This window comes from Tardiphaga sp., assembly GCF_044336785.1.
Lineage (GTDB): Bacteria > Pseudomonadota > Alphaproteobacteria > Rhizobiales > Xanthobacteraceae > Tardiphaga.
On sequence record NZ_JBIIOT010000064.1, the window covers coordinates 13,450 to 29,684 of the forward strand.

General features: G+C 63.3%; 13 protein-coding genes. 9 read left to right on the forward strand and 4 right to left on the reverse strand.

The genetic code is table 11. The annotated features are described in order from the left end of the window. Positions 1 to 116: 116 nt before the first annotated feature. Genes ACIQ2A_RS17710 through ACIQ2A_RS17730 form a run of 5 tightly spaced genes read left to right on the forward strand, consistent with a single transcriptional unit; the run spans position 117 to position 6,102 of the window. Positions 117 to 593 carry a formate dehydrogenase subunit gamma gene (locus ACIQ2A_RS17710; protein ID WP_398481596.1) on the forward strand — a complete coding sequence of 159 codons (477 nt, stop codon included), beginning with the start codon at positions 117 to 119 and terminating at the stop codon, positions 591 to 593. Continuing rightward, the gene (locus ACIQ2A_RS17715) at positions 590 to 2,143 is read left to right on the forward strand and encodes a formate dehydrogenase beta subunit (RefSeq protein WP_398481598.1); all 1,554 of its coding nucleotides are present in this window, start codon (positions 590 to 592) and stop codon (positions 2,141 to 2,143) included. The genes ACIQ2A_RS17710 and ACIQ2A_RS17715 overlap by 4 nt, the downstream gene beginning before the upstream one ends. Before the next feature lie 10 nt (positions 2,144 to 2,153). Then, positions 2,154 to 5,057 carry a formate dehydrogenase subunit alpha gene (fdhF, locus tag ACIQ2A_RS17720; RefSeq protein WP_398481600.1) on the forward strand — a complete coding sequence of 968 codons (2,904 nt, stop codon included), beginning with the start codon at positions 2,154 to 2,156 and terminating at the stop codon, positions 5,055 to 5,057. A 3-nt stretch (positions 5,058 to 5,060) separates the two neighbouring features. Further along, on the forward strand, positions 5,061 to 5,903 hold the full coding sequence (fdhD, locus tag ACIQ2A_RS17725; RefSeq protein ID WP_398481602.1) for a formate dehydrogenase accessory sulfurtransferase FdhD: 843 nt from the start codon (positions 5,061 to 5,063) through the stop codon (positions 5,901 to 5,903). Then, on the forward strand, positions 5,875 to 6,102 hold the full coding sequence (locus ACIQ2A_RS17730) for a formate dehydrogenase subunit delta (RefSeq protein WP_398481604.1): 228 nt from the start codon (positions 5,875 to 5,877) through the stop codon (positions 6,100 to 6,102). Before fdhD ends, ACIQ2A_RS17730 begins: the two co-directional genes overlap by 29 nt. A 139-nt stretch (positions 6,103 to 6,241) precedes the next feature. On the opposite strand, the gene ACIQ2A_RS17735 is transcribed toward ACIQ2A_RS17730, so the two are convergent. Continuing rightward, positions 6,242 to 6,508: a BolA family protein gene (locus tag ACIQ2A_RS17735; RefSeq protein WP_398481606.1), complete on the reverse strand. Its 267-nt coding sequence runs from the start codon at positions 6,506 to 6,508 to the stop codon at positions 6,242 to 6,244. Positions 6,509 to 6,643: 135 nt separating this feature from the next. Here ACIQ2A_RS17735 and ACIQ2A_RS17740 point away from each other — a divergent pair, with 135 nt between their 5' ends. Continuing rightward, on the forward strand, positions 6,644 to 7,291 hold the full coding sequence (locus ACIQ2A_RS17740) for a J domain-containing protein (protein ID WP_398481608.1): 648 nt from the start codon (positions 6,644 to 6,646) through the stop codon (positions 7,289 to 7,291). Between the two features lie 397 nt (positions 7,292 to 7,688). Beyond that, positions 7,689 to 9,185, forward strand: coding sequence for a L,D-transpeptidase family protein (locus tag ACIQ2A_RS17745; protein ID WP_398481623.1), 1,497 nt, complete (start codon positions 7,689 to 7,691; stop codon positions 9,183 to 9,185). A 109-nt stretch (positions 9,186 to 9,294) separates the two neighbouring features. On the opposite strand, the gene ACIQ2A_RS17750 is transcribed toward ACIQ2A_RS17745, so the two are convergent. Then, positions 9,295 to 9,999: an MgtC/SapB family protein gene (locus tag ACIQ2A_RS17750; RefSeq protein WP_398481610.1), complete on the reverse strand. Its 705-nt coding sequence runs from the start codon at positions 9,997 to 9,999 to the stop codon at positions 9,295 to 9,297. A gap of 171 nt (positions 10,000 to 10,170) precedes the next feature. Here ACIQ2A_RS17750 and ACIQ2A_RS17755 point away from each other — a divergent pair, with 171 nt between their 5' ends. After that, the gene (locus ACIQ2A_RS17755; protein WP_398481612.1) at positions 10,171 to 10,548 is read left to right on the forward strand and encodes an endonuclease domain-containing protein; all 378 of its coding nucleotides are present in this window, start codon (positions 10,171 to 10,173) and stop codon (positions 10,546 to 10,548) included. Positions 10,549 to 10,695: 147 nt separating this feature from the next. Here ACIQ2A_RS17755 and secA read toward each other — a convergent pair whose 3' ends face one another. Then, on the reverse strand, positions 10,696 to 13,545 hold the full coding sequence (secA, locus tag ACIQ2A_RS17760) for a preprotein translocase subunit SecA (protein ID WP_398481615.1): 2,850 nt from the start codon (positions 13,543 to 13,545) through the stop codon (positions 10,696 to 10,698). A 332-nt stretch (positions 13,546 to 13,877) separates the two neighbouring features. Between secA and ACIQ2A_RS17765 the strand changes: the two genes are divergently transcribed. After that, a complete protein-coding gene (locus ACIQ2A_RS17765; protein ID WP_398481617.1) occupies positions 13,878 to 14,804 on the forward strand; it encodes a peptidylprolyl isomerase in 927 nt (308 codons plus the stop codon). A 267-nt stretch (positions 14,805 to 15,071) separates the two neighbouring features. Here the strand turns inward: ACIQ2A_RS17765 and ACIQ2A_RS17770 are convergent, their stop codons facing one another. Continuing rightward, positions 15,072 to 16,034 (reverse strand): acetyl-CoA carboxylase carboxyltransferase subunit alpha, encoded by a 963-nt coding sequence (locus ACIQ2A_RS17770; RefSeq protein ID WP_398481619.1) that lies wholly within the window; start codon positions 16,032 to 16,034, stop codon positions 15,072 to 15,074. Positions 16,035 to 16,235 lie beyond the last annotated feature (201 nt).

Genomic DNA, 16,235 nt, shown 5'->3' on the forward strand with positions numbered 1-16,235 from the left:
CCCGCCCAATCGCTTGATGCCTTTTCCGTATCGCAGCATGAGACAGCTTTATTGATCTTTGGATCGATTCCAATTTTGATTGCGTTAGCAGTCACAAAGACGATCGAGTACCCGGGATGAACGCTGTCTACGAACCATGGAGCGCCGCGCGCTGCACCGAGATCATCGCAAGCCATTCCCATGTGGAAGGCGGGGTGATCGTGATCCTGCATGCGATCCAGGACGCCTTCGGCTATGTCCCGGAACCCGCCGTGCCGATGATCGCCGAAGCGCGCAACCTGTCCCGCGCCGAGATCCATGGCGTGTTCACCTTCTATCATGACTTCCGCCACGAGCCGGCCGGCAAGCATGTGCTGAAAATCTGCCGTGCCGAGGCCTGCCAGGCTGCCGGTGGCGATGCGCTGGCCGCGCGCGCGGAGCAGAAGCTGGGCGTCAAGCTCGGCAACACCACCGCCGATGATCGCGTCACGCTGGAGCCGATCTACTGCCTTGGCCTCTGCGCCACGGCGCCGTCGGCGATGCTCGACGGCAGACTGGTCGGCCGCCTCGATGAGAAGCGCATGGATGCGCTGGTTGCGGAGGCACAGCGATGACCTTGAAAATTTACATCCCCCGCGATGCCGCAGCCGTCTGTGTCGGTGCGGACGAACTCGTCACTGCGTTCGAAGCTCAGGCCGCGACACGCAAGCTCGACATCGAGATCGTCCGCAACGGCTCGCGTGGCCTGCTCTGGCTCGAGCCGATGGTGGAAGTCGTCACGCCCAAGGGGCGTGTCGCCTTCGGTCCGGTGGAAGACAAGGACGTCGCCTCGGTTCTCGACGCGATGATCGCCGATGGCCCGCATGATCTGCGCCTCGGCATAGCCGATGAGATTTCCTGGCTGAAGAAGCAGACCCGTCTCACTTTCGTCCGCTGCGGCGTTGTCGATCCGCGCTCGGTCGAGGATTACGAAGCCCATGGCGGCTACAAGGGCCTCGCGCGTGCGCTGACGCTGGATGGCGCCGGCATCATCGCCGATGTCACCACCTCGGGCCTGCGCGGCCGTGGCGGTGCGGGCTTCCCCACCGGCATCAAGTGGAAGACCGTGGCCGACGCCCAGGCCGATCGCAAATTCATCGTCTGCAATGCGGACGAGGGCGACAGCGGCACCTTTGCCGACCGCATGATCATGGAAGGTGATCCCTTCGTGGTGATCGAAGGCATGACCATCGCCGGCATCGCGGTGGGCGCCACCAAGGGCTACATTTATATCCGCTCGGAATATCCGCATGCCGTCGAGGCCATGAATGCGGGCATCGTTGCAGCCAAGCGCGCAGGCTGGCTGGGCGACAGGATCAAGGGCTCGGCGCACAGTTTCGATCTCGAAGTCCGCGTCGGTGCCGGCGCCTATGTCTGCGGCGAGGAAACCTCGCTGCTGGAATCGCTGGAAGGCCGCCGCGGCCTTGTCCGCGCCAAGCCGCCGCTGCCGGCGCATAAGGGCCTGTTCGGCAAGCCCACGGTCATCAACAACGTGCTGTCCTTTGCGGCCATCCCGTTCATTCTCGACAACGGCGCCAAGGCTTATGCGGATTACGGCATGGGCCGCTCGCGCGGCACCATGCCGATCCAGCTCGCCGGCAATGTGAAGTTCGGTGGCCTGTTCGAAGTCGCCTTCGGCATCACGCTGGGCGAACTCGTCGATGACATCGGCGGCGGCACGTTCACCGGCAAGCCGGTGCGCGCGGTGCAAGTCGGCGGTCCGCTCGGCGCCTATTTCCCGCGCGAATTGTTCGACACGCCGTTCGACTATGAGGCCTTCGCCAAGCGCGACGGCCTGATCGGCCATGGCGGCATCGTGATCTTCGATGATACCGTCGACATGTCGAAGCAGGCCCGCTTCGCCATGGAATTCTGTGCCATCGAATCCTGCGGCAAGTGCACGCCCTGCCGCATCGGCTCCACCCGCGGTGTCGAGACCATCGACAAGATCCGCCGTGGCGAACGCGTCGCCGAGAACATCGCGGTGCTGCAGGATCTGTCCAACACCATGAAATTCGGCTCGCTCTGCGCGCTGGGCGGCTTCACGCCGTATCCAGTGATGAGCGCGCTCAAGCATTTCCCCAATGATTTCGGCCCGGCGCCGCAAATCCAGGCCGCAGAGTAAGGAGCAGACCATGTCGCTCGTTCATGAAACCGATTACGGCACCCCGTTGTCCAAGTCCGAGAAGATGGTGACGCTCACCATCGATGGTCAGAGCATCAGCGTGCCCGAGGGCACGTCGATCATGCGCGCTGCCATGGAGATGGGCACGAAGATCCCGAAGCTTTGCGCCACCGACATGGTGGATGCGTTCGGCTCCTGCCGCATGTGTCTGGTCGAGATCGAAGGCCGCGCGGGCACGCCGGCCTCCTGCACCACGCCGGCCATGGAAGGCCTCGTCGTCCATACCCAGAACGCGCGCCTCGCGGCGCTGCGCAAGGGCGTGATGGAGCTCTATATTTCCGACCATCCGCTCGACTGTCTGACCTGTGCCGCCAATGGCGATTGCGAATTGCAGGATGTCGCCGGCGAAGTCGGCCTGCGCGACGTTCGCTATGGCTATGATGGTGAGAACCACGTTTTCGCCAAGACCGGTCCAAAGCACACGCATCATTCGCCGGAGTCCTGCGAGAACGATCGCTGGATGGCGAAGGACGAATCCAATCCGTATTTCACCTATGATCCCTCCAAGTGTATCGTCTGCTCGCGCTGCGTCCGCGCCTGCGAGGAAGTGCAGGGCACCTTTGCGCTGACCATCTCCGGCCGCGGGTTTGACAGCCGTGTCTCGCCGGGCATGAGCGAATCCTTCCTCGGCTCGGAATGCGTCTCCTGCGGCGCCTGCGTGCAGGCCTGCCCGACCGCGACGCTGACCGAGAAGGCCGTCATCGAGATCGGCCAACCCGAACATTCAAAGGTCACCACTTGCGCCTATTGCGGCGTCGGCTGCACCTTCAAGGCGGAAATGCGCGGCGAGGAGCTGGTGCGCATGGTGCCGTATAAGGACGGCAAGGCCAATCGCGGCCATTCCTGCGTCAAGGGCCGCTTCGCCTGGGGCTATGCGAACCACAAGGAGCGCATCCTCAATCCGATGATCCGCGACAAGATCTCGGATCCGTGGCGCGAAGTGTCATGGGACGAAGCGTTCAATTTCGCCGCGTCGAAGTTCAAGGGTATCCAGGCCAAGTATGGCAAGGATTCCGTCGGCGGCATCACCTCGTCACGCTGTACCAATGAAGAAGTCTATGTGGTGCAGAAGCTGATCCGCGCCGGCTTCGGCAACAACAATGTCGATACCTGCGCCCGCGTTTGCCATTCGCCGACCGGCTACGGCTTGTCCTCCACCTTCGGCACATCGGCCGGCACCCAGGATTTCGACTCGGTGGAAGACACCGATGTGGTGATGATCATCGGCGCCAATCCGACCGATGGCCATCCGGTGTTCGGCTCGCGCCTGAAGAAGCGCCTGCGCCAGGGCGCCAAGCTGATCGTCGTCGATCCGCGCCGCACCGACATCGTGCGCTCGGCGCATATCGAGGCACAGCATCATCTGCCGCTGCTGCCCGGCACCAATGTCGCCGTGCTCACCGCCATCGCCCATGTCATCGTCACCGAAGGTCTCGTCAATGAGAGCTTCGTGCGCGAGCGTTGCGACTGGAGCGAGTTCGAGGACTGGGCGACCTTCGTGGCCGAGCCTGAGCGCAGCCCGGAAGCCACCGCCATCATGACCGGTGTCGATCCGAAGGAGCTGCGTGCGGCTGCGCGTCTCTATGCCACCGGCGGCAACGGCGCGATCTATTACGGCCTCGGCGTCACCGAGCACAGCCAGGGCTCCACCACGGTCATCGCCATCGCCAATCTCGCAATGGCCACCGGCAATATCGGTCGTTCCGGCGTCGGCGTGAATCCGCTGCGCGGCCAGAACAATGTGCAGGGCTCCTGCGACATGGGTTCGTTCCCGCATGAGCTGCCGGGCTATCGCCACCTCTCCGGCGATGCCGTGCGCGAGCAGTTCGAGGCCATGTGGAATGTAAAGCTCAATCCCGAGCCGGGCCTGCGCATCCCCAACATGTTCGACGCCGCCACCGAAGGCACCTTCATGGGCCTTTACGTGCAGGGCGAAGACATCCTGCAGTCCGATCCGAACACCTCGCATGTGGTGGCCGCGCTGTCGTCGATGGAATGTGTCATCGTGCATGACCTCTTCCTCAACGAGACCGCCAACTACGCGCATGTGTTCTTCCCGGGCTCGACCTTCCTGGAGAAGAACGGCACCTTTACCAATGCCGAACGCCGCATCCAGCGCGTCCGCAAGGTGATGTCGCCGAAGAACGGCCTGGAAGACTGGGAAGTGACCTTGGGATTCGCCAAGGCGCTCGGCTACGAGATGACGTACAACGATCCTTCGGAGATCATGGACGAGATCGCGGCGCTGACCCCGACCTTTGCCGGCGTCTCCTACGAGAAGCTGGAAAAGGAAGGCTCCGTGCAGTGGCCGTGCAACGAGAAGCAGCCTCTGGGCACGCCGATCATGCATATGGACGGCTTCGTGCGCGGCAAGGGCAAGTTCATGCGCACCGAATATATCGCCACCGACGAGCGCACCGGGCCCCGTTTCCCGCTGCTGCTCACCACCGGCCGCATTCTCAGCCAGTACAATGTCGGCGCGCAGACCCGCCGCACCGACAACGTCGTCTGGCATGAGGAAGACCGGCTCGAACTGCATCCGCATGATGCCGAACAGCGCGGTATCCGCGAGGGCGACTGGGTGCGGCTGCAGAGCCGTGCCGGCGAGACGACCCTGCGTGCGCTTCTCACCGAGCGGGTGGCGCCGGGCGTGGTCTACACGACCTTCCATCACCCGACCACGCAGGCCAATGTCATCACCACCGAGTTCTCGGACTGGGCCACCAACTGTCCGGAATACAAAGTGACGGCAGTGCAGATTTCGCCGTCCAACGGTCCGTCGGAATGGCAAAAGGAATATGAGGAGCAGGCCCGCCAGTCGCGCCGGATCGCGCCGCTGGAAGCCGCCGAGTAATCCATGGTCGAGCCGGTCCGCAAAGCGTCCCGAAAAGTCTGGCGCCGTCACGGCGTCAGCGAGGGGCTGCGCGCGGTGCCGGAAGAGACCGCGCTGGCGATCACCTATAATGGCGGCACCTATGCCGTCATGATGGGGACGCCGCAGGATTATCGCGATTTCGCCTATGGCTTCAGCCTGAGCGAAGGCGTCGTTGCCTCGATCGATGAGATCGAGAGTTTCGAGGCCGTCGAATTCGACGATGGCGTCGAGCTGCGGATGTGGCTTGCGTCGGACAAGGCCGAGAGCATCAGCGCGCGACGCCGGCAGATTGCCGGGCCGACCGGCTGTGGCCTGTGCGGCATCGATTCGATCACTGAGGCGGTGAAGCCGGCTGCGGTGGTTGCACCCGGTGGTTCATTCTCATTCGATCAGATCATGACGGCGATGGACGCACTGGCGCCGTTGCAGAAGATCAATGTCGAGACACGTGCGGTGCATGCGGCGGCGTTCTGGACACCTGCAAGCGGTATCGTCGCCTTGCGCGAGGACGTTGGCCGCCACAACGCGCTCGACAAGCTGGCCGGCGCGCTGGCGCAGGGGAAGGTCGATGCGGTCAAAGGCATGGTGCTGCTGACCAGCCGCGTTTCGGTCGAGATGGTGCAGAAGACCGCCGCCATCGGCGCGCCGCTCATGGTGTCGGTTTCGGCCCCCACGGCGCTGGCCATCCGCATGGCGGAAGCTGCCGGCATCACCCTGGCCGCCATTGCGCGGTCGGACGGTTTTGAGGTTTTCACACATCCGGGTCGCGTGATCGCGGATGCATCAGGGCAAGAGCATGGACACGCACACATCGACGTCGCCTGACCGGCTGATCTACATGGCCAACCAGATCGGCGATTTCTTCCGGAGCCAGGGCCACGACCATGCGGTGGCGGGCATTGCCGAGCACATCAAGAAATTCTGGGACCCACGCATGCGGAAGAAGATTTTCGAGCACATCGACAATGGCGGGGCAGGGCTGAAGCCGAACGTGCTGGAAGCGATTTCGTCGCTGAAGAAATAGGTCTCTCCGGTGTCGTCCCCGCGCAGGCGGGGACCCATACACGCTGGAGATCTGGCTGACGCGCGATATCCGCTTCGATGCGGCTAGAGCTTCGCTGACCGGGGTGATGGGTCCCCGCCTGCGCGGGGACGACACCGAGTTATTCCCCCGGCGCGATCGCCTTCACCGCCAGCGCATGCACTGTTCCCGCGAGTTCCGCGGCCAGCAGCGTATTCACCATCCGGTGGCGGTCGAGCCGGCTCTTCCCTTCGAAGGCCTCCGACACAATATTGACCCTGAAATGGGTTTCACCCTCCGGACGGTGGCCCATGTGACCGGCATGCAGATGCGATTCATCGGTCACGGTCAGGCTGAGGGGCGCGAAAGCATCCGTCAGCTTCTTTGTGATGTTATCTTTCATGGTCATGATGACCGGCTTAGCGGCTCCGGCCGCAGGCGTCCATCGTGATGTCGGGCCGGAAAGTGCGGCGCAGGGGCGCCTGTGAGGGTAATGCGAATGTCAAGACTTGAAGCTTTTTGCGTTGCGTTGTCATAGTCAGCCATGCCCATCGACTCATCCAAATTCTTCGACAGTATCCGCATCAAGCCGAACAAGCTGAGCGCGAAGCAGCAGGCCGCTGCCCGCGAAGCCTCGGTCATGTGCGAGTGGCCCGAATGCAAGAACAAGGGCCCGCACCGCGCGCCCAAGGGCCGCGCCCAGGACAAGGAATACTGGCATTTCTGCCTGAACCACGTCCGCGAATACAATCAGGGCTACAACTTCTTCCAGGGCATGGCCCCGGACGCCGTGGCCAGTTACCAGAAGGACGCGCTCACCGGCCATCGTCCGACCTGGAAAATGGGCGCCAATGGCACCAAGGGCAAAGGCAAGTCCGGCGAGGCTGATCTGGACGGCGCCGTCGATCCGTTCTCCATGTTCGACGAGATGAACGGCCTCGGCCGTGGCCGCCGCCGCGCCGCGCCGGAAGCGCCGAAGCCCGAAGCGCGAAAGGTCATGAATGCCGAGCGCAAGGCGCTCCAGGTCATGGGCCTGACAGGCGAGGCGACGCTGGACGACGTCAAGGCCAAGTACAAGGCGCTGGTCAAGCAGCACCACCCCGACGCCAATGGCGGCGACCGTTCCACGGAAGACCGCCTGATCGAAGTCATCAAGGCTTACAACTACTTGAAGACCGTGATCCGGGCCTAGGCTAGACCTTGGGCGGCTCCCTCCGCCCACTCCACCCCTTATCCTGAGGAGCCGCGCAGCGGCGTCTCGAAGGATGGCCGAGGAGCTCAGAGTCCGGCCAACTCATGGTTCGAGACGCGCGCAAAGGCGCGCTCCTCACAATGAGGGACTGGGATTGTGGCCAAAGGCGCAGTCTCACCTCCGGTTAACCATCCCCGCCGTCCCCCGGCGCCCCGCCGCAATTCCGCCCGGCACCCGATCTTCAATCTCTATTGACCATCGCCGAACGGGAACCCGTCGCTCACAGCCGGTTGTGTTGCGGGCTGGGGCCCTTAAGGCTAATATTTGGGAAGGAATTAGGACTAATTTGTCCGCATTTCCTTGGGGTGTCGGCGGCCGCCGGCTGTGGAGTTTCGTCTTGATCAATCGCTCGCTTGTTCGCGCGCTGCTCACCTCGGCCATCCTGTCGGCCGGTGCGCTGTTGGCTGGCTGCAATGGCGAACAGATGTCGCTGGCCAGCAATGCCAAGGCCAACAAGCCGATCCCGGAAAAGATGCTGGCCGAAATGGCCGCCAAGGACATGGATCCGCAGTCGCCTTTGCTGATCCGCATTTTCAAGCAGGAAGCCGAACTCGAAGTCTGGAAGCAGACGCGCTCCGGCCAGTTCGCGCTTTTGAAGACCTATCCGATCTGCCGCTGGTCGGGCGATCTCGGACCAAAAATCAAGGAAGGCGACCGCCAGGCGCCGGAAGGCTTCTATTCGATCACGCCGGGCCAGATGAATCCGCAGTCGTCGTTCTATCTGTCCTTCAATATGGGCTATCCGAACGCCTTCGATAAATCGCTCGGCCGCACCGGCTCGCAGCTGATGGTGCATGGCGATTGCTCGTCGCGCGGCTGCTACGCCATGACCGACGAGCAGATCTCGGAAGTCTATTCGTTCGGCCGCGAGAGCTTCTTCGGTGGCCAGCGCGCCTTCCAGGTGCAGGCCTATCCGTTCCGCATGACCCCGGTGAACATGGCGCGGCATCGCGGCAATCCGAACATGCCGTTCTGGAAAATGATCAAGCAGGGCTACGACCACTTCGAAGTGACGAAGCAGGAGCCGAAGGTCGAGTTCTGCGAACAGCGCTACGTGTTCGATCCGGTGGTGCCGAATGCCTCGCCGACGCGCCCGGCGATGTTCAATGCGTCGATGAAGTGCCCGGTCTATGAAGTGCCGGCCGAGATCGCCGATGCCGTCCGCGCCAAGGAAGCGTCGGACGATGCCAAGACCGCGGAGCTGATCAATAAGGGCACGCCGATGGCGCAGCGCCGTCCGGATATCGACGGCGGCATGAACCGCATCTTCGCCTCGAAGATTCCGGAAGGCTCCACCGGCCTGTCCGAGCCCGACCTGCCGGGCTCGCAGAGCGTCGCCTATGCGCGCGCGCCGGGCACCATCCCGCCGCACGTCAATCCGCCGAAGGCCACCGCCATGGCAACGGCCTCGCCGTCATTCGGTGCGTCGATGTTCTCGAATTCGGATGAGACAGCGCCACTGTCTGCTGCGCCTGCTGCCGAAGCCACCGCGCGCGTTGCGTCGGCTTCGTCGCAAGGCGGCTTCTTCAGCAATCTGGCGAAGAAGGTCGGCATGGGCGGCGAAGACACCACGGCGACCGCAACGCCGGCACCGGCGCCCGCTGCTGCGCCCACCGCCGCCACCAAGGCAAAGGCGCCGGCCACAGCGGCCAAGTCTGCACCGGCACCGGCCGCGAAGCCTGCTGCTGCTCCGGCGACCGCCGTCGCCGCGGCACGTCCGCCGCTGAAGCCGACGGTTGTTGCGGAGCCCGCTGCGCCGGCCAGCTCGTTGTCGGGCGCCGCACCGGTCGTCTCGGGCAATTCCTTCGACAGCCGCTTCTCGATCGCACGCTGAATTCGTAGGGCGGATGAGGCGAAGCCGTCATCCGCCGGCGGAGTTGATGTGGATGTGGCGAAGACCGCGGCGGATGATGCTGAGCTCATCCGCCCTACGGCCACGTGCATCACGTCATATCCGCCGGCCGATCCTTCACCCGCTTCACCACCGTCACCGTGCGCACCCCGTCGAGCTCCTGCAGCTTGTCCGGATAGGTCGCGATATCCTGCGACGACACCTTGCTGAGCAGGATCGCCAGCTGGTCGATGCCCTCGGGATCGCGGCTCTCCACCAAGAACCGTTTCACCTGGCCGGGCCGCAGCGTCAGCGTTTCGCGCAACAGCTCCGGCGTCAGCGCGTTGTTCTCGACTTCCACTTTCAGCATGCAGGTCTGGTTGCGCGAGCGATACGCCTCCTCCAGCGGCTTCATGCCGACGAGGATGAGCAGGATGATCACGGTCGACGCACCCGCTGCGAGATAGAGCCCGCCGCCGACCGCGAGTCCGATCGCGGCGACCGTCCATACACTCGCCGCCGTCGTCAGCCCCTTGACGATCTCGCCGCGCACGAGGATCGCGCCCGCGCCGAGAAAGCCGATCCCCGACACCACCTGCGCTGCGATACGCGAGGGATCGAGCACGACATGCTCCTGGGTGAGGATGTGGCTGAAGCCATATTGCGAGACCAGCATGATCAGGCAGGAGCCGACGCAGACAAGCATATGGGTGCGAATGCCGGCCGCCCACAGCAGCCGTTCGCGCTCGAAACCGATCAGGCTGCCGAGGGCGGCGGCGGAGAGGAGGCGGATCATCAGTTCGGTGTCGGATAGCATCAACGGGCTCCTCGCGAGTGCGCGAGGATGGCAATGATGAGGAGCACAGGCAAGTTCCCGCCGGTTGTGATATTAGACTTGGCGATGCCCCCAGTGCTCCCTTCCCCCTTGCGGGGAAGGGCCGGGGATGGGGGTGCCGCAAGCTCCATCGAAGTGTTTTGAGGTCGCTCTATGAACGATCGCCAACACGCCTTCGCCGACCAGATGCGCCGCGATCCGACTGACGCGGAGCGCAGACTCTGGCCGCGGCTGAAGCACGACATCACACTCACCGGCTCACACTTCCGGCGTCAGGCACTGATCGGCCCGTTCATCGTGGATTTTGCGAGTCGCAAGGCGAGGCTGGTGATTGAACTCGATGGCGGCCAGCATGACTGGCAGCGTGAGGCCGATGCGCGCCGCACGGCCTATATCGAAGCTCGCGGCTATCGCGTGCTCCGGTTCTGGAATCATGAGGTCTTTGAGAATATCGACGGAGTGCTTCAGGTCATCCAGAGCGTGGTGACCCCCATCCCCGACCCTTCCCCGCAAGGGGGAAGGGGGCACTAAGCGCGGCGCTTTTGGCTTGAAAGCCGGTTAGTTCAAAATTGAAACGCCCGTCGTTGGTAGGGACTCCCCTTCACCCTTCCCCCTTGCGGGGAAGGGCCGGGGATGGGGGTGCCGCAGGCGACAGCCTATCGGCAACCCCACCCATCCTCACGCATACCGCCCGTGGCAGTGCTTGAACTTCTTGCCGCTCCCGCACGGGCAATCCTCGTTGCGCCCCACCTTGCCCCACGTCTCCGGATTGTTCGGATCGCGCTGCGCCGCCGGCACCACGGCAGCACCAGGGCCCGTCAGTGCGGCATTGGCATAGGCCATCTCGTCTTCGCCGGTGTTGGGATCGAGCTTGTGCGCTTCCATCGGCGGCAGTTCGGGCTGCTGTTCCGGCGGCACGATCTCGACGCGCATCAGCTGCGCCGTCACGGCCTCACGCATGTTCGAGATCAGCGCCTCGAACAGGTTGAACGCTTCCGCCTTGTATTCCTGCAGCGGATCGCGCTGGCCGTAGCCGCGCAGGCCGATGACCTGGCGCAGATGATCCAGCATCACCAGATGCTCGCGCCACAGATGATCCAGCGTCTGCAGCAGGATCGTCTTCTCGACGTAACGCATCACGTCGGGGCCCCACTGGGCGACCTTGGCCGCCATGTGTTCGTCGGCCTTCTGCTCGATGCGGCTGAGGATTTCCTCGTCCGCGATGCCTTCTTCCTTCGCCCATTCATCGACGGGCAGGTCGAGGTCGAGCACGCGCTTCAGCTCTTCCTTCAGGCCGGCCACGTCCCACTGCTCGGCATACTGGTTTTCCGGCACGTGCTTGGTGACCAGCTCCTCGACGAAAGCGTGGCGCATGTCGGCCACGGTGTCGGCGACGCTGTCATTCTGCATCAGGTCGATGCGCTGCTCGAAGATGACCTTGCGCTGGTCATTCTGCACGTCGTCATATTTCAGCAGGTTCTTGCGGATGTCGAAGTTGCGCGCCTCGACCTTCTGCTGCGCCTTTTCCAGCGCCTTGTTGATCCACGGATGGATGATCGCTTCGCCTTCCTGCAGGCCAAGGCGGGTCAGCATGGTGTCGAGCCGATCCGATCCGAAGATGCGCATCAGGTCGTCTTCCAGCGACAGATAGAATTTCGAGCGGCCGGGATCGCCCTGACGACCGGAGCGGCCGCGCAGCTGGTTGTCGATACGGCGCGACTCATGGCGTTCGGAGCCGATGATGTAGAGGCCGCCGGGCTTCTCGACGGTCTTGGCGGGCTTGTTGCCCTTGGCCGGCTCGATCTCGACGATGTCCTTGGCGTTGAGCACAGCCGCACGGAAGGTTTCGATTTCGGCCTTGATCTCGGCGATCTTGGCGGCCTTCGCGGCTTCATCCTCGATGCCGGCGGTCGCGATCTGCGCGCGCATTTCCCAGGAACCGCCGAGTTTGATGTCGGTGCCGCGGCCGGCCATGTTGGTGGCGATGGTGATGGCGCCGGGGACGCCGGCCTCGGCAACGATATAGGCTTCCTGCTCGTGGAAGCGGGCATTCAGCACGGCGAACAGCTTGGCCGGCTTGCCGGCGCGCGCCGCCGCATAGAGCTTGTCCATGCCCTTGGGATCGGCAAAGTCGATCATCTTGTAGCCGTTCTTGAGCAGGAACTCGGCCAGCACTTCCGACTTCTCGATCGAGGCGGTACCCACCAGCACCGGCTGCATGCGCGCATTGGCGCGCTGGATTTCGGCCAGGATCGCGGCGTTCTTCTCGCCGTGGGTGCGGTAGACTTCGTCGTCCTCGTCGAGACGGTTGATGCCGATATTGGTCGGCACCTCGACGACTTCGAGCTTGTAGATGTCGAACAGTTCGTCCGCTTCGGTCAGCGCCGTACCGGTCATGCCGGCCAGCTTGCCATACATGCGGAAGTAGTTCTGGAAGGTGATCGAGGCCAGCGTCTGGTTTTCCGGCTGGACCGTGACGTGTTCCTTGGCTTCCAGCGCCTGGTGCAGGCCTTCCGAATAACGGCGGCCCTGCATCATGCGGCCGGTGAACTCGTCGATGATGATCACTTCGTCGTCGCGGACGATGTAATCCTTGTCGCGATTGAACAGCGAATGGGCGCGCAGCGCCTGGTTGACGTGATGCACGACGGAGACGTTCTCGACGTCGTAGAGGTTGTCGCCCTTGAGCTGGCCGGCGTCGCGCAGCAGGGTTTCGATCTTCTCCATGCCGGCTTCGGTCAGCGCCACCGTGCGCTGCTTCTCGTCGACCTCGAAGTCGACCTTGCGCTCAAGCGAGGGCAGGAAGGTGTCGATGGTATTGTAGAATTCCGAACGGTCGTCGAGCGGGCCGGAGATGATCAGCGGCGTGCGCGCTTCGTCGATCAGGATCGAGTCGACTTCGTCGACGATCGCGAAGTTGTGCCCGCGCTGGACCATGTCCTCCAGCCGGTATTTCATGTTGTCGCGGAGATAATCGAAGCCGTATTCGTTATTGGTGCCGTAGGTGATGTCGCAGGCATAGGCCTGTTGGCGCTCGGCATCGTCGAGGCCGTGCACGATCACGCCGGTGGTAAGGCCGAGGAAGCCGTAGATCTGGCCCATCCAGCCACTGTCGCGCTTGGCCAAGTAATCGTTGACGGTGACGACGTGGACGCCCTTGCCGGCGAGCGCGTTGAGATAGACGGCGAGGGTGGCGACCAGGGTTTTACCTTCGCCGGTCTTCATCTCGGCAATGTCGCCTTCATGCAGCACCATGCCGCCGATCAGCTGCACGTCGAAATGACGCTGGCCGAGGGTGCGCTTGGCGGCTTCGCGGACGGTGGCGAAAGCGGGCACGAGGATGTCGTCGAGGCTCTTGCCGGCTTCCAGCTGCGCCTTGAAGTCGGCGGTGCGGGCCTTCAGCGCGTCATCGGACAGCGCGGCGATTTCCGGCTCCAGCGCATTGATGGCAGCGACGCGCGTCTGATACGTCTTGATGCGGCGGTCGTTGGCGGAGCCGAAAAGCTTGCGGGCGAGCGCGCCGATCATCACGAAATCCTGTCTTCTCGATGCGGCCTGCGAAGGCCGTGGAATTGGTTCAGCGGATCGCCAGTTGAAACGGCGCTCCGCCTGCCGGCGTAAAGGCCGACGGTGATCAGTGGAGGTCGGGCGATCAGGGGTTCAACGGCCACGGCGCAGCCGAAATCGCACCTTCGCCACCGGCCCGGTCGGGGAGAGATATGGGGCGTGTGGGGGGATGTCAACGGCGGCAACCTGTCAAGGATTTCATGATTTTGACAGAGTTTTCGCGTTGCCAATTTGAGTTGTTTGGGAGAGTGTCCCGCCGTCCCAACAGGCACCTTCAGATTGAGGAATTTCCGATGACCTTCGTACCGCCCGCTAAGAAGCTGGGCCAGCGCCCCGGCCTGACCCTGGCCTCGCTCACCGGCGCTGTTGCGGTGGCGTTCCTGTCCAGTTTCCCGGTTTACGCGCAGGACGCGAATCCGGTTCTGGCCAAGGTCAACGGCCAGGAAATCCGCCAGAGCGACGTGGCCATCGCCGAAGAAGAGCTCGGGCCGAGCCTCGCCCAGATGGATCCGGCGTCCCGCAAGGACAACGTCCTGTCGTTCCTGATCGACATGAAGATCGTCGCCAAGGCCGCCGAGGACAAGAAGGTCGCCGATCGCGAGGAGTTCAAGTCGAAGCTGGCCTTCGCCCGCAACCGCCTGCTGATGGACAGCCTGCTCGGTTCGGAAGGCAAGGAATCGCTGACCGACGCCAATATGAAGAAGGTCTATGAGGACGCCGCCAAGCAGATTTCCGGCGAGCAGGAAGTCCATGCCCGCCACATCCTGGTGGAGAGCGAGGACGAGGCCAAGAAGATCGCCGAGGAACTGAAGAAGGGCGCCAATTTCGCCGAACTGGCGAAGAAGTCCTCGAAGGATCCGGGTGCGGCCGATGGCGGCGATCTCGGTTTCTTCACCAAGGACCAGATGGTGCCGGAATTCTCCAAGGTCGCGTTCGAACTGGAGCCGGGCAAGATCTCGGACCCGGTGAAGTCGCAGTTCGGCTGGCACATCATCAAGGTCGAGGAAAAGCGCAACCGCCAGGCGCCGTCCTTCGATCAGGTGAAGCCGCAGATCGAGCAATATGTGGTCCGCAAGGCCCAGGCCGATTACGTCACCAAGCTGCGCGAAGCCGCGAAGGTCGAGCGTCTGGATCAGGCGGCTGCGACGCCGGCGGCTCCGGCCGCCAAGGATGCGCCGAAGCCGGCTGACACCAAGATGGCGCCTCCGGCGACGAAGTAACGCGGCGATATTTGCTGCTGAAACGCGAAAGCCCGCCGAAAGGCGGGCTTTTTGCTGGTTGCGTGAATGAAAAAAGCCGTCGGAAGCAGCCTGCTGCCATCCTTCGAGACGCGGCCTGAGAAGGCCGCTCCTCAGGATGAGGGAAGAGTATGACTCGGTAGAAGACCCTCATGGTGAGGAGCCCGCGAAGCGGGCGTCTCGAACCATGCAGGCCGAGCACTATCCTCGTCCGCGCTGATAGCCTTGCCCTTGCAGGAGGTTGGGATCTCAGCCGATCTTCCGGCCGATATCCAGAAACTTCTGCCGGCGCTGCTGGCGCACAGCCGCAGCATCCATGCCGCTCAGATCCTTCAGTGCCTGGGCGATCGCATCGCCCGTCGTGGCAATCATCGCCGCGGGATCGCGATGCGCGCCGCCCGCAGGCTCCTTGAGCACCTGATCGATCACACCAAACCGCAGCAGATCCTGCGCGGTGATCTTCATGTTGGTCGCCGCTTCCTGCGCCTTCGATGAATCGCGCCACAGGATCGAGGATGCCGCTTCCGGCGAGATCACGCTGTAGATCGCGTGTTCCAGCATCAGCACCTTGTTGGCGGTGGCGATGGCGATTGCGCCGCCCGAACCGCCTTCACCGATGATCACGGCGACATTCGGCACGCCAAGACCAAGGCAGGCATCGGTGGAGCGCGCGATGGCTTCCGCCTGGCCGCGCTCTTCCGCGCCGATGCCGGGATAGGCGCCGGCGGTGTCCACCAGCGACAGAACGGGCAGGCCGAAGCGGTCAGCCATTTCCATCAGGCGCACCGCCTTGCGGTAGCCTTCCGGGCGCGCCATGCCGAAATTGTGCTTGAGGCGGGTCTCGGTGGTGGAGCCCTTTTCCTGGCCGAGGACGCACACGCTCTCGCCGCGAAAACGGCCGAAGCCGGCGACCAGTGCCTCGTCCTCGCCGAACTTGCGGTCGCCGGCGAGCGGGGTGAATTCAGTGATCAGCGAGTCGATGTAATTGAAGCAATGCGGGCGCTGCGGATGGCGCGCGACCTGGGTCTTCTGCCACGGCGTCAGATTCGCATAGAGCTCATGAAGGGCCGCGACCGCCTTGTCCTCGATGCGGACGATCTCCTCGCCGATATCGCTGCCGCCGGCGGCGAGCACGCGCAATTCGTCGATCTTGGAATCAAGCTCGGCGACCGGCTTTTCAAAGTCGAGATAGCTGCGCATGGGATCGGTCATTCATCGAATATGGGGAGGAGACACGGCGGGCGAAACTGCCGTGGCAGGCTTTTCGGGTGAAACCATGGCCGGAGTCAAGCGAACAGGGTTTCTTTTCGTTGATAAATCAAAGGGTTGATTTTTCGTAAGCGGGCGGCAGCGACGCTCTGACACCTCTCCCCGCCGGTGAGAGGTCGTCCGGCGTAGCGCAGCGAAGCCGGG

Bases quoted from the DNA above. Each gene is read 5' to 3' on its own strand.
- ACIQ2A_RS17730 (WP_398481604.1), top strand. From the start codon at position 5,875: ATGGACACGCACACATCGACGTCGCCTGACCGGCTGATCTACATGGCC.
- fdhD (WP_398481602.1), top strand. From the start codon at position 5,061: ATGGTCGAGCCGGTCCGCAAAGCGTCCCGAAAAGTCTGGCGCCGTCAC.
- ACIQ2A_RS17750 (WP_398481610.1), bottom strand. From the start codon at position 9,999: ATGCTATCCGACACCGAACTGATGATCCGCCTCCTCTCCGCCGCCGCC.
- ACIQ2A_RS17710 (WP_398481596.1), top strand. From the start codon at position 117: ATGAACGCTGTCTACGAACCATGGAGCGCCGCGCGCTGCACCGAGATC.
- ACIQ2A_RS17715 (WP_398481598.1), top strand. From the start codon at position 590: ATGACCTTGAAAATTTACATCCCCCGCGATGCCGCAGCCGTCTGTGTC.
- secA (WP_398481615.1), bottom strand. From the start codon at position 13,545: ATGATCGGCGCGCTCGCCCGCAAGCTTTTCGGCTCCGCCAACGACCGC.
- ACIQ2A_RS17765 (WP_398481617.1), top strand. From the start codon at position 13,878: ATGACCTTCGTACCGCCCGCTAAGAAGCTGGGCCAGCGCCCCGGCCTG.
- ACIQ2A_RS17740 (WP_398481608.1), top strand. From the start codon at position 6,644: ATGCCCATCGACTCATCCAAATTCTTCGACAGTATCCGCATCAAGCCG.
- ACIQ2A_RS17770 (WP_398481619.1), bottom strand. From the start codon at position 16,034: ATGACCGATCCCATGCGCAGCTATCTCGACTTTGAAAAGCCGGTCGCC.
- ACIQ2A_RS17755 (WP_398481612.1), top strand. From the start codon at position 10,171: ATGAACGATCGCCAACACGCCTTCGCCGACCAGATGCGCCGCGATCCG.
- fdhF (WP_398481600.1), top strand. From the start codon at position 2,154: ATGTCGCTCGTTCATGAAACCGATTACGGCACCCCGTTGTCCAAGTCC.
- ACIQ2A_RS17735 (WP_398481606.1), bottom strand. From the start codon at position 6,508: ATGACCATGAAAGATAACATCACAAAGAAGCTGACGGATGCTTTCGCG.